The organism is Stenotrophomonas sp., assembly GCF_035634915.1.
Taxonomy (GTDB): domain Bacteria; phylum Pseudomonadota; class Gammaproteobacteria; order Xanthomonadales; family Xanthomonadaceae; genus Stenotrophomonas.
The window spans coordinates 22,921-39,584 of record NZ_DASQCB010000001.1; the positions used below are offsets into that span (position 1 = coordinate 22,921).

Annotated in this window: 14 protein-coding genes and 1 pseudogene; 7 read left to right on the forward strand and 8 right to left on the reverse strand. The window is 67.7% G+C overall.

The window, feature by feature from the left end; genetic code table 11:
* Window positions 1-84: 84 nt before the first annotated feature.
* Window positions 85-2,460, reverse strand: a complete 2,376-nt coding sequence (locus VER16_RS00130) for a heavy metal translocating P-type ATPase (RefSeq protein WP_324804839.1) — start codon at window positions 2,458-2,460, stop codon at window positions 85-87.
* Window positions 2,457-2,855: a heavy metal-responsive transcriptional regulator gene (locus VER16_RS00135; protein ID WP_324804840.1), complete on the reverse strand. Its 399-nt coding sequence runs from the start codon at window positions 2,853-2,855 to the stop codon at window positions 2,457-2,459. Before VER16_RS00135 ends, VER16_RS00130 begins: the two co-directional genes overlap by 4 nt.
* Before the next feature lie 180 nt (window positions 2,856-3,035).
* Between VER16_RS00135 and VER16_RS00140 the strand changes: the two genes are divergently transcribed.
* The 6 genes from VER16_RS00140 to VER16_RS00165 all read left to right on the forward strand — a co-directional run bounded on the left by VER16_RS00140 (window position 3,036) and on the right by VER16_RS00165 (window position 11,562).
* A complete protein-coding gene (locus VER16_RS00140; protein WP_324804841.1) occupies window positions 3,036-4,103 on the forward strand; it encodes a GlxA family transcriptional regulator in 1,068 nt (355 codons plus the stop codon).
* Between the two features lie 84 nt (window positions 4,104-4,187).
* Window positions 4,188-4,991, forward strand: coding sequence for a TlpA disulfide reductase family protein (locus VER16_RS00145; protein ID WP_324804842.1), 804 nt, complete (start codon window positions 4,188-4,190; stop codon window positions 4,989-4,991).
* Between the two features lie 30 nt (window positions 4,992-5,021).
* A complete protein-coding gene (dsbG, locus tag VER16_RS00150) occupies window positions 5,022-5,867 on the forward strand; it encodes a thiol:disulfide interchange protein DsbG (RefSeq protein WP_324804843.1) in 846 nt (281 codons plus the stop codon).
* Window positions 5,868-6,381: 514 nt separating this feature from the next.
* The gene (locus VER16_RS00155; RefSeq protein ID WP_324804844.1) at window positions 6,382-7,821 is read left to right on the forward strand and encodes a DcaP family trimeric outer membrane transporter; all 1,440 of its coding nucleotides are present in this window, start codon (window positions 6,382-6,384) and stop codon (window positions 7,819-7,821) included.
* 79 nt (window positions 7,822-7,900) lie between these two features.
* Window positions 7,901-9,253, forward strand: coding sequence for an arginine/agmatine antiporter (gene adiC / locus VER16_RS00160; RefSeq protein ID WP_324804845.1), 1,353 nt, complete (start codon window positions 7,901-7,903; stop codon window positions 9,251-9,253).
* Between the two features lie 20 nt (window positions 9,254-9,273).
* Window positions 9,274-11,562, forward strand: coding sequence for an Orn/Lys/Arg decarboxylase N-terminal domain-containing protein (locus tag VER16_RS00165; protein WP_324804846.1), 2,289 nt, complete (start codon window positions 9,274-9,276; stop codon window positions 11,560-11,562).
* 115 nt (window positions 11,563-11,677) lie between these two features.
* Here VER16_RS00165 and VER16_RS00170 read toward each other — a convergent pair whose 3' ends face one another.
* From VER16_RS00170 to VER16_RS00195, 6 genes and pseudogenes are all read right to left on the reverse strand, one after another.
* The gene (locus VER16_RS00170; protein ID WP_324804847.1) at window positions 11,678-12,397 is read right to left on the reverse strand and encodes an energy transducer TonB; all 720 of its coding nucleotides are present in this window, start codon (window positions 12,395-12,397) and stop codon (window positions 11,678-11,680) included.
* Between the two features lie 190 nt (window positions 12,398-12,587).
* Window positions 12,588-12,929, reverse strand: a pseudogene (locus VER16_RS00175) (FecR/PupR family sigma factor regulator); the annotation flags it as partial.
* On the reverse strand, window positions 12,926-13,435 hold the full coding sequence (locus VER16_RS00180; RefSeq protein ID WP_324804848.1) for a sigma-70 family RNA polymerase sigma factor: 510 nt from the start codon (window positions 13,433-13,435) through the stop codon (window positions 12,926-12,928). The gene VER16_RS00180 and the pseudogene VER16_RS00175, both read right to left, overlap by 4 nt.
* Window positions 13,436-13,569: 134 nt before the next feature.
* Window positions 13,570-13,794 (reverse strand): hypothetical protein, encoded by a 225-nt coding sequence (locus VER16_RS00185; protein WP_324804849.1) that lies wholly within the window; start codon window positions 13,792-13,794, stop codon window positions 13,570-13,572.
* Window positions 13,794-14,507 (reverse strand): glutamine amidotransferase, encoded by a 714-nt coding sequence (locus VER16_RS00190; RefSeq protein WP_324804850.1) that lies wholly within the window; start codon window positions 14,505-14,507, stop codon window positions 13,794-13,796. The genes VER16_RS00185 and VER16_RS00190 overlap by 1 nt, the downstream gene beginning before the upstream one ends.
* Window positions 14,504-15,277, reverse strand: a complete 774-nt coding sequence (locus tag VER16_RS00195; RefSeq protein ID WP_324804851.1) for a YggS family pyridoxal phosphate-dependent enzyme — start codon at window positions 15,275-15,277, stop codon at window positions 14,504-14,506. The genes VER16_RS00190 and VER16_RS00195 overlap by 4 nt, the downstream gene beginning before the upstream one ends.
* Window positions 15,278-15,352: 75 nt before the next feature.
* Here VER16_RS00195 and ptsJ point away from each other — a divergent pair, with 75 nt between their 5' ends.
* Window positions 15,353-16,639 (forward strand): transcriptional regulator PtsJ, encoded by a 1,287-nt coding sequence (ptsJ, locus tag VER16_RS00200; RefSeq protein WP_324804852.1) that lies wholly within the window; start codon window positions 15,353-15,355, stop codon window positions 16,637-16,639.
* The last annotated feature ends 25 nt before the right edge of the window (window positions 16,640-16,664 follow it).

Below are 16,664 nucleotides of genomic sequence, written 5' to 3' on the forward strand. Positions count from 1 at the left end.
GCTGAGGAGCGAAATAATAGCTGTGCCCCCGGGGGTTGGCAAGCGTTTGTTGCACTTTTCTTCACATCCGTTGCGAGGCCGATGTCAGCCGCCAGGCAGACGCTGCGCGCGCAGGCGCAACGCGTTGCTGATGACCGAAACCGAACTCAGGCTCATCGCCACCGCAGCGAGCATCGGCGACAACGAAATGCCCCATGGCATCAGCACGCCGGCCGCGACCGGAATGCCCAGTCCGTTGTAGAGGAACGCGAAACCAAGGTTCTGCCGCATGTTGCGCACGGCCGCACGCGACAACTGGCGCGCACGCAGGATGCCACGCAGATCGCCCTTCACCAGCGTGATCTGTGCGCTGGACATCGCTACGTCGGTGCCGGTGCCCATGGCGATGCCGATGTTGGCGCTGGCCAGCGCCGGGGCATCGTTGATGCCATCGCCGGCCATCGCCACGACGCGACCCTGTGCCTGCAGCTGCTGCACCAGCGTGGCCTTGTCGGCGGGGCGGCTTTCGCCGTGTACCTCGTCCAGGCCCAGGATGGACGCAACGGCCTGCGCGGTCAGCAGGCCATCGCCGGTGGCCATGATGATGCGCAGCCCATCGCGGTGCAGCGCGGCGATGGCTTCGGCGGTGGTCGACTTGATCGGATCAGCCACGGACAGCAGGCCAGCGAGCTGCCCGTCCACCGCCAGGTACATCACGCTGGCACCATGTCGGCGCAGCGCATCGGCCTGTTCCTGCACGGCGGTCACCGGCACCGACTGCCCGGCCATCAAGGCGGTATTGCCCAGCCACATCGCGCGGCCGTCTACGCGGCCACGCACGCCCAGTCCGGTGATCGAATCGAAATCCTCCACCGCCAGCAGCGGCAATCCACCTGCGCGTGCAGCGCTGACGATGGTTTCGGCCAGCGGATGTTCGCTGCCCTGGTCGAGGCTGGCGGCCCACTGCAGCACCTGGGTGTCTTCGAAACCCGCGGCGGCATGCACGGCGTCGAACGCCGGCCGGCCTTCGGTAAGCGTGCCGGTCTTGTCGATCACCAGCGTATCGACCTTGCCGAGTGCTTCGATGGCTTCGGCATCGCGGAACAGCACGCCGTGCTGCGCGGCGCGGCCGGTGGCGACCATGATCGACATCGGCGTGGCCAGCCCCAGCGCGCATGGACAGGCGATGATCAGCACGGCCACCGCGTTGAGCACCCCGTGTGTCCACGATGGCGCAGGACCGAACAGGCCCCAGCCGAGCAGCGTCAGTGCCGCCACGCCCAGCACCGCCAGCACGAACCAGTACGCTACCCTGTCGGCCATGCGCTGCATCGGTGCGCGCGAACGTTGCGCCTGCGCCACCAGCTGCACGATCTGCGCCAGCATGCTGTCGTCGCCCACACGTTCGGCTTCGATGACCAGCGCGCCCGAACCATTGAGGGTTGCGCCGATCACGCTGTCGCCGGCCTGCCTGGTCACCGGCACCGGCTCGCCGGTCAGCATCGATTCGTCCAATGAGGAACGGCCCTCAAGCACGCGGCCATCCACCGGCACCTTCTCGCCGGGACGCACGCGCAGGCGGTCGCCGGCCTTCACCTTGGCCAGTTCGACATCATGCTCGCTGCCATCGGCATCGATGCGCCGCGCGGTCTTCGGTGCCAGGCCCAGCAGGGCCTTGATCGCCGCAGAGGTCCTGGCGCGTGCGCGCAGTTCCATCAGCTGGCCGAGCAGGGTGAGCGAAATGATCACCGCTGCCGCTTCGAAGTACACGCCGACGTGGCCGTGCTGCTGGAACGAGGGCGGGAACACGCCCGGTGCCACCGTCGCCACCACGCTGTAGCCGTAGGCGGCGATGACGCCGGTACCGATCAGCGTCCACATGTTGGGGCTGCGGTTGCGGATCGACTGCGCCCAGCGGCGCAGGAATGGCCAGCCGGCCCACAGCACCACCGGCGTGGCCAGCGCGCCCTCGATCCATACCCGCAGCGTCGGCGACAAAGCATGCAGCAGCGGCGTCATCGCCAACATCGCCAGCGCCATCGTCGCCACGCTCAGTGGCAGCGACACCCAGAAGCGGCGGCGGAAGTCGGTCAGTTCCGGATTCTCGCCCTCGTCCAGGCTGGGCATCATCGGTTCCAGCGCCATGCCGCAGATCGGGCAGGTGCCGGGGCCCTCCTGCACGATTTCCGGGTCCATCGGGCAGGTGTACAGGGTGCCCGCGGGTACTTCGGCTGCGACATGGGACGATGGATCGAGGTAGCGCTGAGGATCGGCGACGAATCTCTGCCGGCAGCCGTTGCTGCAGAAGTGGTAGTCCTGGCCCTGGTGGTGGGCGTGGTGCGCGGTGCTGGCCGGGTCCACGTCCATGCCGCAGACCGGATCCTTCACCGTGGCCGGGGTTTTCTTCGCAGCGCCACAGCAGCCGCCTGCGGCGGGTGCCTGGCTGTGGCCGTGGCCATCCGGGGAATGCCCGCGGTTCATGCGTTGTCCTCGGTCAGGGCGGCGAGGATCGGGCACTGGTCCAGTTCGCCATGGCCCGGGCAGGCGTCCACCAGCTGTGACAGCGCCGCATGCATGCGCTGCAGCTCGGCCATCCGGTGCTCGATGTCGGCCAGCCGCGCCTGCGCCGTCCCGCGCACGCTGCCCATGTCCTGCTGGCGGCGGTCGCTCAGCGCCAGCAGTTCGGAAATTTCCTCCAGGCTGAAACCCAGCGCCTTGGCCCGGCGGATGAAGCGCAGCCGGCGCAGGTCGTGCTCGCCGAAGATGCGGTAGCCGCCGGCCGAGCGTGCCGCCATGGGCAGCAACTGCTGGCGTTCGTAATAGCGGACGGTGTCGATCGGCACCCCGGCCTGGCGGGCCAGCTCTCCAATATTCATGGCGCACTCCTGGAAACAGCAGGCATTGTCAACCCTGGAGTCTGGTCAAGAGTCAAGGGTTTGTGGATTCTGGCTATTCAGCCGACTTTGCAACTTTCTTCATAGCCCTCCCGTTGGGCCACTTCCTACCCTTCGCCAGAGCCGGCCGCTCGACGGCCTGAACGAATGGAGGAGGGGAGCGTGGAGGGACTGAACAACGAGGGATTCGTCGAGGTCGCGGTGGTGGAGTACCCGGGCGGAGATCCGTCGGCCGCCTCGGTGCTGGCCGAAATGGCGCACGTGGCCAACCGTCTTGCCCAGCAGCAGCGACGTTCCAGTGCCCGGGTACTGGTAACCCGCTGGATCGTACCGGCCAACAACAGGGGCGTGAACCGGATCGCCGGCGCGGAAATGCTCGATGCTGCCATTCCTGCTGTGATTGCCCTGCCGAGCCAGGTCAGCCCGGGCGTGTCGGTGCGTGCCGAGGAAGTGCTGCTGGATTGGCTGCGGGCGCACTATGACGGCGGCAGCCTGCTGTCCGCAGCCGCGGACGGTGTTGGCGTGCTGGCCCGCGCGGGACTGCTGGCCGGGCGCACGGTGGCCGGTCCGGACCTGCGTCGCCATCCGTCCCTGCAGGGCCAGGCCGCCAGCTGGGCCCCCAGTGAACGTACGCTGGTCGATGACGGCGACCTGCTGACCGTGGCCGGCGCGCAGGCCTGGCGGTATCTCGGGCTGCGGCTGCTGTACCGCCTGCACGGGCAGGGGGTTGCCAGCGAGGTGGCCCAGCACATGGGCATTGTCGTGCCGGCCGATGTGCAGCAGGACCTGGAGCGTTTCAGTGCCAATTTCGCCCACGGCGATCGCGATGTACTCAAGGCGCAGCGTTGGCTGCACACCACCGCAGCACGCGGGGCAACGCTGCCGGGTATCTGCGAGGTGTCCGGGCTTGAACCTCGCACGCTGCAGCGTCGTTTCCTGAAGGCGACCGGACTGCGCCCGATCGAGTACTGCCAGCGGCTGCGCGTAGCCAAGGCGCAGACCCTGCTGCAGCAGGGCGCCAGCATCGACGAGGTGGCGTGGGGTGTGGGCTATGCTGACCAGAGTGCATTCCGCAGGTTGTTCCTGCGTATCGTGGGCATGACCCCGGCCAACTATCGACGCCACGTCAGCAGCAAACGTCGCGAACGCGCGCTGCCCGCGCCTGCGCTGATGCCGCCGCGGGCGGCGCCGCCTAAGCAGGCCGACGTATCGCGACTGGATGCTGCCTGACTGCGCAGGTGGGAGCGCCACGCTTGCACGGCAGGCGCGGCGCTCCGAACATGCACGACTCTGAACGTTCGGGCGGGTGATGTAATGCCAAGTGTGGGGCCGGTGCCGATGCCGGTAGTGGTGATCCTGATTGCTCTGCTGCTGGCGATGGGCAGCGCGCGGCTGTGGACAGCGCGCCAGACGCCGCCGCCGCGGCCCTCCGGGGCCGGGCGTGTGCTCGACATGCTGCTGGTGGGCCTGCTCTGCGGGCGCGTGTCCTTCGTCATCGCCAATCTCGACCTGTATCGTGAAGCGCCGTGGAGCGTGTTGCAGATTGCCGATGGCGGCTATCACGTTGCGGCGGTGCTGGCGACGGGGCTGGTCTGGGGGCTGTGGAGCCTGCGCGGCCACGCCTCGCTGCGCGTACCGGTGTTGTGCAGTGCGCTTGCCGGTTCACTGCTGTGGGGTGTGGGCAGCCACGGCCTGGCCACGTGGCAGGCCAACACGTTGGCCCTGCCTGCCGTACAGGTGCTGGACCTGCAGGCCCGGCCGCTGGATCTGCAGCAGTTCCGGGGCAGGCCGCTGGTGCTCAATCTCTGGGCCAGCTGGTGTGGGCCCTGCCGGCGTGAGATGCCGGTGCTGGCCAGGGCGCAGCAGGCGCATCCCGAGCTGCAGTTCGTCTTCCTCAACCAGGGTGAACCTCAGGATGAAGTCGAGCAGTTCCTTCGCGCGGAGCGCCTTGAGTTGCGGGGTGTGCTGCTGGACGAACCTGCCGCCGCGTCGACCGCGCTCGGCGTGCGTGCCTACCCGTCCACCCTGTTGTTCGATGCGCAGGGGCGTCTGCAGGATCTGCACCTGGGTGAACTGACCCATGCCGGTCTTGAACACAAACTGCGCAGGCTGCGGTAGCCTGCGCGGGCATTTCCTTCCGGAGTTCACATGCTGTCGATTTCCCTGCGCACCGCGCCTGCGGTCCTGATCCTGCCGGTGCTGCTGGCCATGACCGCCTGCAGCCAGGCACAGACCCCGCCCGGCAAGGCGCCGGCCAGTACCGCTGCTGCGGCCCCGGCTACGGCCCCGGCCAAGGGCGAGATCCCTGCCGTTCTGAAGGGCATCGAGAAGCACGGCTTCGAAGTGGTTTCTGAATTCGACGCGCCCGGTGGGTTGCGCGGCTTTGCCGGCGTGGTGGGTGGCCAGCAGCCGGCCGCTGCCTACGTGACCGCAGATGGCAAGCACGTGCTGGTCGGCAGCCTGTTCGATGCCGAGGGCAACGATGTGGCTGCCGAGGTGGTGGAAAAACTGGTGTCTGCGCCGATGTCGGCCAAGATGTGGGCCAAGCTGGAAGCCAGTGCCTGGGTGCGCGACGGCAAGGCAGACGCACCGCGCGTGGTCTATACCTTCAGTGATGCCAACTGCCCGTATTGCCACAAGTTCTGGGATGCGGCGCGCCCGTGGGTTGATGCGGGCAAGGTGCAGCTGCGCCACATCATGGTCGGCGTGATCCGTGAGGACAGCCCGGCCAAAGCGGCGGCGATCCTGTCCGCGCGCGATCCCAGCGCGGCCCTGCTGGAGAACGAGCACCAGTTCGAGCGCGGTGGCATCAAGCCGCTGCCGAGCATCAGCCGCGAGGTCGCCGGCAAGCTGGACGCCAACCAGGTGCTGATGGTCGAGATGGGGTTCCAGGGCACGCCGGGCATCCTGTTCCAGGATGAACAGGGAACGGTTGGGCGTCGCGCCGGCCTGCCGCAGGGAGATGACCTGCTGAAGGTGCTCGGTCCGCGCTGACGGCGCAGCCGCACCTCATCTGCCGCGACAGGCCCGCATGGCAACGTGCGGGCCTGTTGCATTCTGCAACACCTGCGCCTTGCAAGGGCTGCGCAGCATCCGTTGCGAAATCACTTCTGAATAGTGACTGAGATCAAGCATTGCGGCTTGATTCCGATCAAGGCTGAAAGCGACAGGTCGACTAGCCTTGACGCATGGAATACAGCGTCACTGCGACACGGACAGCGCTTCGGACCCGCCTCGAAGGCTTACTCCGGGGCGGATTGTTCACGACACCCTCACTGCAGGATTGCTACCCAGACGCCTGCGGTCGCCACCGTGCTGGCAGCGCAGCCGCAGTCGAGCGACCCGGGGCAATGACAGGGCGATGTCATCGTTCTGTTGCCTGCCATGCGCAGGCTGTCTGTGGGCATCGACGCAGTACTCCACAACCCAGCAACGGCAGCTCGCAGTCGGGTTCGCTTGCGCGTCCCGGTTGGCGGTGCATGGCAGGTGTTCGTCCATGGAGGATGCAATGCGCTTGGCAGTACTGAGTGTGGCATGCATGGCAGCGTTGGCGGCGATGCCCGCCCATGCCCAGAGCGAGGACGCGCAGGCGCTGCGGCGTGAGATCGCGACCCTGCGCCAGGCTCTGGAGGGCATGCAGCAGCGCCTGGATCGCCTTGAACAGCGCGAAGCCGCCACTGCAGCGCCGCCGCCGGTGGTCGCTGCAAGCGCAACGCCGGTCACGCCAGCAGCGACGTCGGGCACGATGGGGGCGCTGCATCCCACCCAGGTGCCGGGTGTCGCGCCGCCGGTGCTGCCACAACGAGAATCGGTGGCCGACCCGTCCACCGCAGCCTCGCGACCGGACAGCGCGGCGGGTCCTACCGACCCGGACCTGAAGGGCTTCTTCGCCATCCCCGGCACCGATACCGTCATCCGCATCGGCGGCTACGCCAAGCTCGATGCCATCGCTGATTCGCGCGCGGCAGGCGACGAGGACCAGTTCATTCCCTCGTCGATACCGGTGGGCGGCAGCCACCGCGACGTGTCCAACTTCAACATCCACGCCAAGCAGACCCGTTTCAGTTTCGAGGCGCGGCGGCCGACCACCCACGGCAACCTGCGCTTCTATCTGGAAAACGACTTCTTCGGCAGCAGTGACGGCTACCAGTTCCGCTTGCGACATGCCTACGGACAGCTCGGCAATACCTACGCAGGCTATGGCTATTCCAGCTTCATGGATGCTGACAGCCTGCCCGACACGCTCGATTTCGCTGGCCCGGGCGGTGCCGGCTATCTGCTGGTGGCCGGCATCCATCACAGCTTCACGATGGGCAAGGGCAATACGTTGACCCTTGCCGCTGAAGACCCCGACACCGAACTGGCCGGGGCCAGTGACACACGCATGGCCGCCAACCGCCTGCCCGACGTTACCGTTACCGCCCGCATGGAGCGCGACTGGGGCCATCTCCAGCTGGGCGCGGTGGCGCGCAGCCTGGCCTATGACGGTGATGGCGAGCGCGACCGGCGCATGGGCGGTGGCCTGCAACTGAGCGGCTCGGCGGCGGTGGGCGAGCGCGATCTGCTGCTGTTCGGCGCACTGGGGGGCCGCGGCCTGAGCCGCTACACCGCTGATCTCACCGGCTCCGGCCTGGATGCGGTGGTTGATGCCGAGGGCCGGCTCGATGCGCTGGATGTGCACGGTGGCTTCGTCGGCTACACCCATTACTGGTCCGAGCTGTGGCGCTCGAACCTGATCTTCGGCCAGCTGACCCTGGAGCGGAACAGCGCGCTGGCCGCTGACGCGTTCCGGGAAAGCCGCTACGGCGTCTTCAACCTGATCTGGAGCCCGGCACCGTCGTGGACGATGGGCATGGAGCTGCTGTACGGGCGCCTGGAGCAGCAAAGCGGCGCACGCGGCGACACGGTCCGGGTCCAGGGCAGCCTGCAATACAACTTCATCAAGTAGCCGCCAGCGTATCCAGCGCCAGCGCAGCCAGTTCCCATGCCCGGTATTGCCGGGCCAATGCCAGCTTCAGGAGAGTGCCATGGCACAAGCAAAGAAGATCGGGGTGGTCGGAGCCACCTTCCTCGTCGCCGGCAACATGATGGGCTCCGGTGTGTTCCTGTTGCCCTCCAGCCTGGCCAAGATCGGCACCGCCTCCATCTGGGGCTGGCTGATCACCACGGCCGGCGCGCTGCTGCTGGCCTTCGTGTTCGCCAAGCTGGGCAAGCTGGCGCCCAAGGCGGGCGGCCCCTATGCCTACGCGCGTGACTGGTTCGGGCCCTACATGGGCTTCCAGACCAACACCATCTACTGGTTCGCCAACTGGATCGGCAACGTTGCCATTCCGATCGCGGCGGTGGGCTACTTCAGCTATTTCTTCCCGATCCTCTCGCAGCCGCTGGTGCGCTGCGCCGCGGTGCTGGTGCTGGTGTGGGCGCTCAGTTTCGCCAACATGATCGGCCCGGCCTTCGTCAGCCGGGTGCAGACGGTCACCACCAGCTTTGCGCTGGTGCCGATCCTGGGCATCGCCATCTTCGGCTGGTTCTTCTTCGATGCCGACATCTTCAAGGGCGCGTACAACGTATCGGGGGAATCGAACTTCGGTGCGATCTCCAGCGCGGCGGCACTGACCCTGTGGGCCTTCATCGGCGTTGAATCGGCCTCGGTGACCGCTGGCGTGGTGGAGAACCCGGAAAAGAACGTGGCACGCGCGACCCTGGCCGGCGTGTTCCTGGCGGCCGTGGCCTACATTGCCAGCTCCTCGGTCATCATGGGCATGGTGCCGAATGCAGAACTGCAGGTGTCCGATGCACCGTTCGCGCTGGCTGCGGCCAAGGCCGTCGGCGGCTGGGGCGGCGCGCTGGTCAGCCTGTGCGCTTTCGTCGGCGCGGCCGGTTCGCTGGGGGGCTGGATCCTGCTGACCGCGCAGAGCGCCAAGGCCGCCTCCGATGATGGCCTGTTCCCGAGCATCTTCAGCCAGACCAACAAGGACGACGTGCCGGTCAAGGGCGTGCTGATCGTTGCCGTGCTGATGACCCTGGCGGTGCTGGTGACTTCGACCTCGGAAACCGCTTCTGCCCAGTTCGATGTGATCACCTCGGCGGCCGTCGTGCTGACCCTGCTGCCTTACATCTACTCGTGCGTGGCCTGCTACTTCGTGGTGGAACGCTCGCACACCCTGGTGCACACCGGTGCCTTCTGGACCCTGACCAGCCTGACCGTCGTGTACTGCCTGTGGGCGATCTACGGCTCGTCGGGAAGCATCGTGCAGTACGCCTTCCTGTTCGTGCTGTTCATCACCGTGTTCTATCCCTTCTTCAGCGAGGAGCGCCGCCAGCAGCGGCAGCGTGCCCGTGAGGTGTCGGCCATCGGCGCCGGCGCCCAGCATTCCTGAGTTCGACAAGGAGAAACATCGTGTACTTCAAGTCCCTGGATTATCCCGTCATTGTCATCGACAACGACTACGAGTCGCCGCGCATCGGTGGCATCCTGATCCGCGCGCTGGTGGAGGAGCTGCGCGGCAACGACCAGCGCGTGCTGTGCGGGTTGAACCTGGATGATGCGCGTGCCGGTGCGCGCACCTACGTGGCTGCCTCGGCGGTGCTGATCTCCATCGATGGCAGCGAGGAAGTGGACGGCGAGTTCCAGCGCCTGACCGCGTTCCTGCGCGAACAGAGCGCGCGCCGGGCCAACCTGCCGGTGTTCCTGTACGGCGAGCGGCGCACCATCGAGAAGGTGCCCAGCAAGCTGCTCAAGCACATCCACGGTTTCATCTTCCTGTTTGAAGACACCAAGGGCTTCATCGCGCGGCAGGTGATGCGCGCGGCGGAAGACTACATGAAGAACCTGCTGCCACCGTTCTTCAAGGCGCTGATCCACCACGCCGCCGAATCGAACTATTCGTGGCATACGCCGGGCCATGCTGGCGGCGTGGCCTTCACCAAATCGCCGGTCGGGCGCGCGTTCCACCAGTTCTATGGCGAGAACACCCTGCGCAGCGATCTGTCGATCTCGGTGCCGGAGCTGGGCTCGCTGCTCGACCATACCGGTCCGATCAAGGAGGCCGAGGAAGAGGCCGCGCGCAACTTCGGCGCCGACCATACCTTCTTCGTCACCAACGGGACCTCCACTGCCAACAAGATTGTCTGGCACGGCACGGTGGCGCGCGGCGACGTGGTCTTCGTTGACCGTAACTGCCACAAGTCGCTGCTGCATTCGCTCATCATGACCGGCGCGGTGCCGGTGTACTTCACCCCCAGCCGCAACGCGCACGGCATCATCGGCCCGATCAGCCTGGATCAGTTCACCCCCGAAGCGCTGCAGCAGCGCATCGCTGCCAACCCGCTGGCGAGCAAGGCCTACCAGGCAGGTTCCAAGCCGCGCATCGCCGTGGTCACCAATTCGACCTATGACGGCCTGTGCTACAACGCCGAGAAGATCGCCGACGAGATCGGCAGCGCGGTGGACTTCCTGCATTTCGATGAAGCCTGGTACGCCTATGCCGCGTTCCATCCGTTCTACGAGAACCATTACGGCATGGCCAAGGGCAAGCCGCGCGAGCAGGACGCGATCATTTTCACCACGCATTCGACCCACAAGCTGCTGGCCGCGTTCTCACAGGCGTCGATGATCCATGTACGCAATTCGGCCCAGCGCAACCTGGACGCCGAGCGCTTCAACGAGTCGTTCATGATGCACACCTCGACCAGCCCGCATTACGGGGTGATCGCGGCCTGCGACGTGGCCTCGAAGATGATGGAGGGCGACGCCGGCCGTTCGCTGGTGCAGGAGATGCACGACGAGGCGATCGCCTTCCGCCGCGCGATGCTGCACGTGCGCGACGATCTGGGGCGCGACGACTGGTGGTTCAGCGTGTGGCAGCCGACCCAGGTCGAGCGCAGCCTGGACAAGGGGGAAACCCCGGCACCGCTGGTGGCCAAGCGCGAGGAGTGGTACCTGCAGCCCGACGGGCATTGGCATGGCTTCGAGAACCTGGTCGACGACTACGTGCTGATCGACCCGATCAAGGTAACCCTGCTGACCCCGGGCCTGTCGATGGACGGCAGCATGGGGCGGCTGGGCATTCCGGCCGCGGTGCTGAGCAAGTTCCTGTGGAGCCGCGGCATCACCGTGGAGAAGACCAACCTGTATTCGGTCCTGTTCCTGTTCTCGATGGGTATCACCAAGGGCAAGTGGAGCACCCTGGTGACCGAGCTGATGGCGTTCAAGGAGCTGTACGACCGCAATGCGCCGCTGAGCCAGGCACTGCCGTCGCTGGCCGCCGACTATCCGGTTGCCTATGCCGGCTGGGGCCTGCGTGATCTGTGCGATGCACTGCACGCGTTCAACCAGGAATTCTCGGTCGCCAAGGTGATGCGCGAGATGTACGTGGACCTGCCGACCCCGGTGATGACCCCGGCCGACGCCTACAACCACCTGGTGAAGGGCGAGATCGAGCGGGTCGACATCGAGCAGATCAGTGGCCGCATTGCGGCGACCATGCTGGTGCCGTATCCGCCGGGCATCCCCACCATCATGCCCGGCGAGCGTTTCGGTGACAGCGATGAGCCGATCATCCAGTCGCTGCGCATCGCCCGCGAGCAGAATGCCCGTTTCCCCGGCTTCGAGTCGGATGTGCACGGCTTGATCATCGAGCACGACGGCGATGACGTGTCGTACCGGGTGGAGGTGCTGAAGGCCTGACCCGGGGGGAGAGTCGAGCTTGCTCGACTGCTGTGCAGGGCAGCCGAGCATGGGCTCGGCTCTACGGGTGGCGTGGGAGCCGTAGCGCCCGAGCCCATGCTCGACGCTGCATCCGCTATGCCTGGTGCAGGTAGTACTCCACCGGTACCACCAGTTCCTGCGGTGCGTTCATCTCATCGGGAATGGGGGGCAGCGGTTGCGCACGACGGAAGGTCTGCAGCGCGGCTTCATCCAGCAGCGCATGGCCGCTGGACTGTTCCAGCCGCAACGCGAGCAGTCGCCCTTCGCGGTCCAGGCTGACCCGTACCCATGCGGTGCCCTGCTGGCGACGCGCGCGTGCAGCGGCCGGGTAGAAGCGGTAGCGCTGCAGGCGCGCCATCAGGCGCGCCTCCCACTGGTCGCTGGCCGCGCCTGCCTGTACGTCTGCGGGCGGCGCATCCGGTGTGGGCGGTGCCGCAGCGACCGAGGCGGTTGCCGGCGATGCGTTGGTCGATGCGGCAGGCAGGTCGATCTGCAGGGGCTGCCGGCCATTACCGCCGGCTTCGCTGGCGGCCAGCTCGCCTTCGCGGGCGGCGGTGGGCAGCGGCGGCGGTGGCGCCTTGCTGGGCTGCGGGGCACTGGCCTGCTGCGCCGGGCGTGGCGTATCGGCGTGGCGCTCTTCCACGGGTTGCGGCGGCGATGCCGGAGCCAGCAGGCGCAGGCTGATGCGCATGTCCTGCTCCGGCGGCGGCAGCGGCGACGGCGCTGCCGTCCACTGCATGAGCAGCAGCAGCGGCAACACATGCAGTCCGGTGCTGATGGCAATGGCCAGCCAGTGGCGGCTGCGCTCACTCATCGCCGGACATGCCCACACGGTCGGCATCGTGCCCATCGGGAGCATCACCCGGCGCAGCCAGGGCGACCACAAGGGCGGGCGTGGTGGCCAGCCCCTTGGCCATGCCGTCATTCCGTGCCTGCTGCACGCCGTGCCTGCGTTCCAGCAGCGGCGCGGCATCGGCAGGCTGGTCCACGGACAGCCGCTGCCGGTACGAGCCATCAGGCACGGGCGTTTCGCGGATCTGTCCGGCGGCCGTGCGCACCACCTGTGCAGCAGGTGGGGTCACATGGCGACAGTACATACCCAGCGCACACAGCAACAAGACCGCGATGCAGGCCTCGCGCAGACGCCGACGTTGCCGTCGCTGCTGGCGGCGCTGCAGGCCGGGCAGGTCCATGCCAACCTGCCACAGCGCCTGCAGGTGCTGGTACTGGGCAGCATGGCGCGGGTCAGCCGCCTGCCAGCGGGCGAATGCGCTCTCGTCGCGCTGGCCGTCATGGCCATCCAGCCACCAGCGGGCTGCCTCCCGGGCAATGGTGGCCTGGCTCACACCTGCGGCACCTGCTGTACGGCCACCAGGGCACGCAGCAGATGGCCATGCGCGGTCTGGCGGGTGATGCCGAGCTGGCACCCGATCTCGGCCAGTCCCATCTGCTTCACCCGCGCCAGCAGGAAGACCTGTCGTGAACGTGCGGGCAGGGCGGCGATGATGGCGTCAAGATGGCGCAGCTGTTCCGGGTCCAGCTGGCGCTGCCCGGGCAGCAGTGCCGGGTTGGCGAAGATCAGCACGCGGGCGTCGTCCAGTGCTTCTTCGCGACGGCGCGCGCGCTGCCGGTCAGGGTCGACGATGAGGTTGTGGGCGGCGCGGTACGGGTACGCCCGGCCGTTGCCGAGCAGCCCACGGGCCGCGGCTTTGATGACGCGCAGCCAGGTTTTCTGGACGACGTCATCGGCGTCGCTGCGGTGCGGGAGTTTGCGTCGGACGTGGGCATGCAGCGGCCGGTGATGGGCGGTGCACAGATGCGCGACTTCCGTCGGTTCGACAGGCGTGGACACGGGGCGGGCGGTTGCGTTGAAGGGGAACAGCCCGCGGCGGCAAGGGCAGCGGCTGCACCTTACAGTAAAGGAGAATCATTTGCATTAATTGCGTTCCGCCCGGGGTGATCCTCGAGGACGGCGGGGTTCCGGCTTCAGAAGGCCGTGTACTGGATCTGCGCGGCCAGCACGCGCAGCCCCCCGGCGCCGCTGGACAGGATGCGTTCCTCACCCACGCCCTTGAGCTGCTGCAGCTGGAAGCCGTCGTCGGCGGGGAGTCGCGCCGCGACGTCCTGCAGGTGCTGCAGGGCATCGGGGCCCTCGCAGTCGAACTGCCCCCAGTACTGGCCGTGGCGACGGATGGTCAGGCGGTAGTGCATTACGGGTTCTCCGGCAGGTGCTGCAGCCATTGCGCGAACATCGCCGTGGCTGCGGCGGCCAGGGGCGCGCCGTAGCGACGAGCCTGGATGCGCAGGTCGTTGGGGTCGATGCCGGCCTGGGCCAGTTCCAGGGCGTGGCCGATCAGCCAGCGCTCGAACTGGCGCGCGTCAAGTTCCGGATGGCATTGCAGGGCAAGCGCATGCCGGCCAAGGGCGAAGGCCTGGTGCCTGCAGGCTGGCGTGCTCGCCAGGCGTTGCGTACCGACGGGCAGCTCGAAGGCTTCTCCATGCCAGTGCAGCACCGGAATGCCCTGCAGGGCCTGCAGGGGCGACTGTTGGCCGTCTTCGGTCAGCAGCAGCGGCGCGAAGCCGATCTCCTTGCCGCCACTGGGCGCGACCGTGGCGCCCAGGGCGCGCGCCATCAGCTGCGCGCCCAGGCAGATGCCCAGCGTCGGACGCTGCTGCTGCAGGCGGCGCTGCAGCAGGGCGATGCTGTCGGCGAGGAACGGATGGAAGGCCGTGTCATTGACGCTGATCGGGCCGCCGAGCACTACCAGCAGATCCGCGCGTTCGGCCGGCTCCAGTGGATCGACGCCGGCCTGCAGGACCTGAACGGTCCAGCCCTGGGCGAGCAGCAGGGGCTGCAGCGTGCCCAGGTCTTCGAAGGCGACGTGCTGCAGCACGACAGCGTGCCTGCCGGCAGTGGCCGTCATGCGGGTTCCCCTGCGCTGGGCCAGTAGAAACTGTCCGGCGTCGCGCGCGCGCCGAAGATCGCTTGGCCGACACGCACCACGGTGGCACCTTCTTCGATGGCAACCTCGAAATCGCCGGACATGCCCATCGACAGTTGTGACAGGTCGATGCCCGCCGGTGCGGTGTGCTGCAGCTGGTCGCGCAGTTCGCGCAGGCGCACGAAGCAGGCGCGAACGCGCTCGACGTCGGTGGTGAAGATTGCCAGAGTCATCAGCCCGCGCACGCGCAGGCGGTCGAAGGCGGGCAGCTGCTGCACGAAGCCAGCGACGGCGTCCGGGTCCAGTCCGTACTTGCTGGGTTCGGCCGAGGTGTTGACCTGCACGAAGACATCCAGCACGCGATCTTCCAACTGCAGCCGCTGCTGCAGGGCCTCGGCCACGCGCAGGCTGTCCAGGGCCTGGAATTCGCTGGCGAAGCGGGCGACATGGCGGGCCTTGTTGGTCTGCAGGTGGCCGATGACCGACCAGTGCACGCCGAGGTCGGCCATGGCTTCGGCCTTGCGCTGGGCCTCCTGCACCTTGTTCTCGCCAAGTTCGTGGCAACCGGCGGCCACGGCCATGCGGATGCGCGCCTCGTCGACGGTCTTGCTGACCGGCAACAGGCGCACGCTGGCCGGGTCCCGGCCGGCGCGCATGCAGGCATCGGCGATGCGCTGGCGCACGGTGACCAGGTTGGCAGCAATCTGTTCGACGGACTGGGCGACGGGCCAGTCGGCGGCGGCTAGGGGCATGGGGGACCTCCGGTGCGGGGTGGCCAGGGTGGGATACACTGGCACAGGACAAGAATTAGTTTGGCATAGGACAAAATGAAAATCACCGGGCGTAGTGCCGAGGCCATCTTCGACAGCATCCGTGAGGGTATTGGCAACGGCCAGCTGGCTGGGGGCAGCGTGCTGCCGCCGGTGCGGGAGCTGGCTGAGCGGCTGGGGGTGAACCGCAATACCGTGGCGGCCGCCTACAAGCGCCTGGACGGTGCCGGCCTGGCCAGCACCGGTGGCCGCCGTGGCACGGTGGTGCGCGGGCCAGCGGCGGCCATGGCGCGTGAGGGCAGCGCGCCGGGCCTGGCCCTTCGCGATCTGGCGGGAGGCAACCCGGACCCGCGCCTTCTTCCCACCGTGCGCTTTCAGGCCGCAGCCCCGCGGCTGTACGGGGCCGAGACGGTGGACGTGCGCATGCAGCGGCTGGCGCGCGCCTCGCTGGACCCGCATTGCCCGGCCGGCTATGCGCTGGAACTGACCCATGGGGCGGTGGACGGCATCGAACGCCTGCTGGCGGCGTGGCTGCTGCCGGGTGACCGCATCGCGGTGGAGGATCCGTGCTTCCTCGGCAGCCTGAACGTGCTGGCCGCTGGCGGCCACGCGGTGCTGCCGGTAGCGGTGGATGCGCATGGCATGCAGGTGGAGGCACTGCGCAGTGCGCTGGAGGCCGGTGCACGGGCGGTGCTGCTGACCCCGCGCGCGCACAACCCCACCGGGGCCAGCCTGGACGCGAAGCGGGCGCGAGCGCTGCGCCAGGTGCTGGCCGGTTATCCGCAGGTGGCGGTGCTGATCGACGATCACTTCGCGCTGCTTTCGCAACAGCCCTACCACTCGGTGCTGCCAGACGATGGGCGGCGCTGGGCGCTGCTGCGCTCGCTGTCCAAAGCGCTGGGGCCGGACCTGCGGCTGGCCTGGCTGGGGTGCGATGCAGAGACGGTGGCGCGCCTGCGGTTGCGTCTGGCGGCCGGTACCGGCTGGGTCAGTCATCTGTTGCAGGATGCGGCCAGCGCGGTGCTGGAATCGGCGCCGCAACGGGCGAAGATTGCCGCTGCAGGTGAGCGTTACCAGCAGCGCCTGCAGTCATTGCAGGACCTGCTGCGCGCGCGCGGGCTGCAGACGCCGCTGCCGATGGACGGCTTGAACCTGTGGCTGCCGCTGCCGGGTGACAGCCACACGCAGGTGCTGGCGCTGGCGGCACGCGGCTGGCATGTGCGTGGTGGTGAGGTGTTTGCGGTGGCGGCGCCGGCGCATGGGCTGCGCATCACCTGTGCGGCGCTGGGGGCGGCGGAGCTGCGCAGGCTGGCCGATGATCTCGCAGTGGTGTGCGGGTCGTAGAGTCGAGCTTGCTCGACTGCTGTTC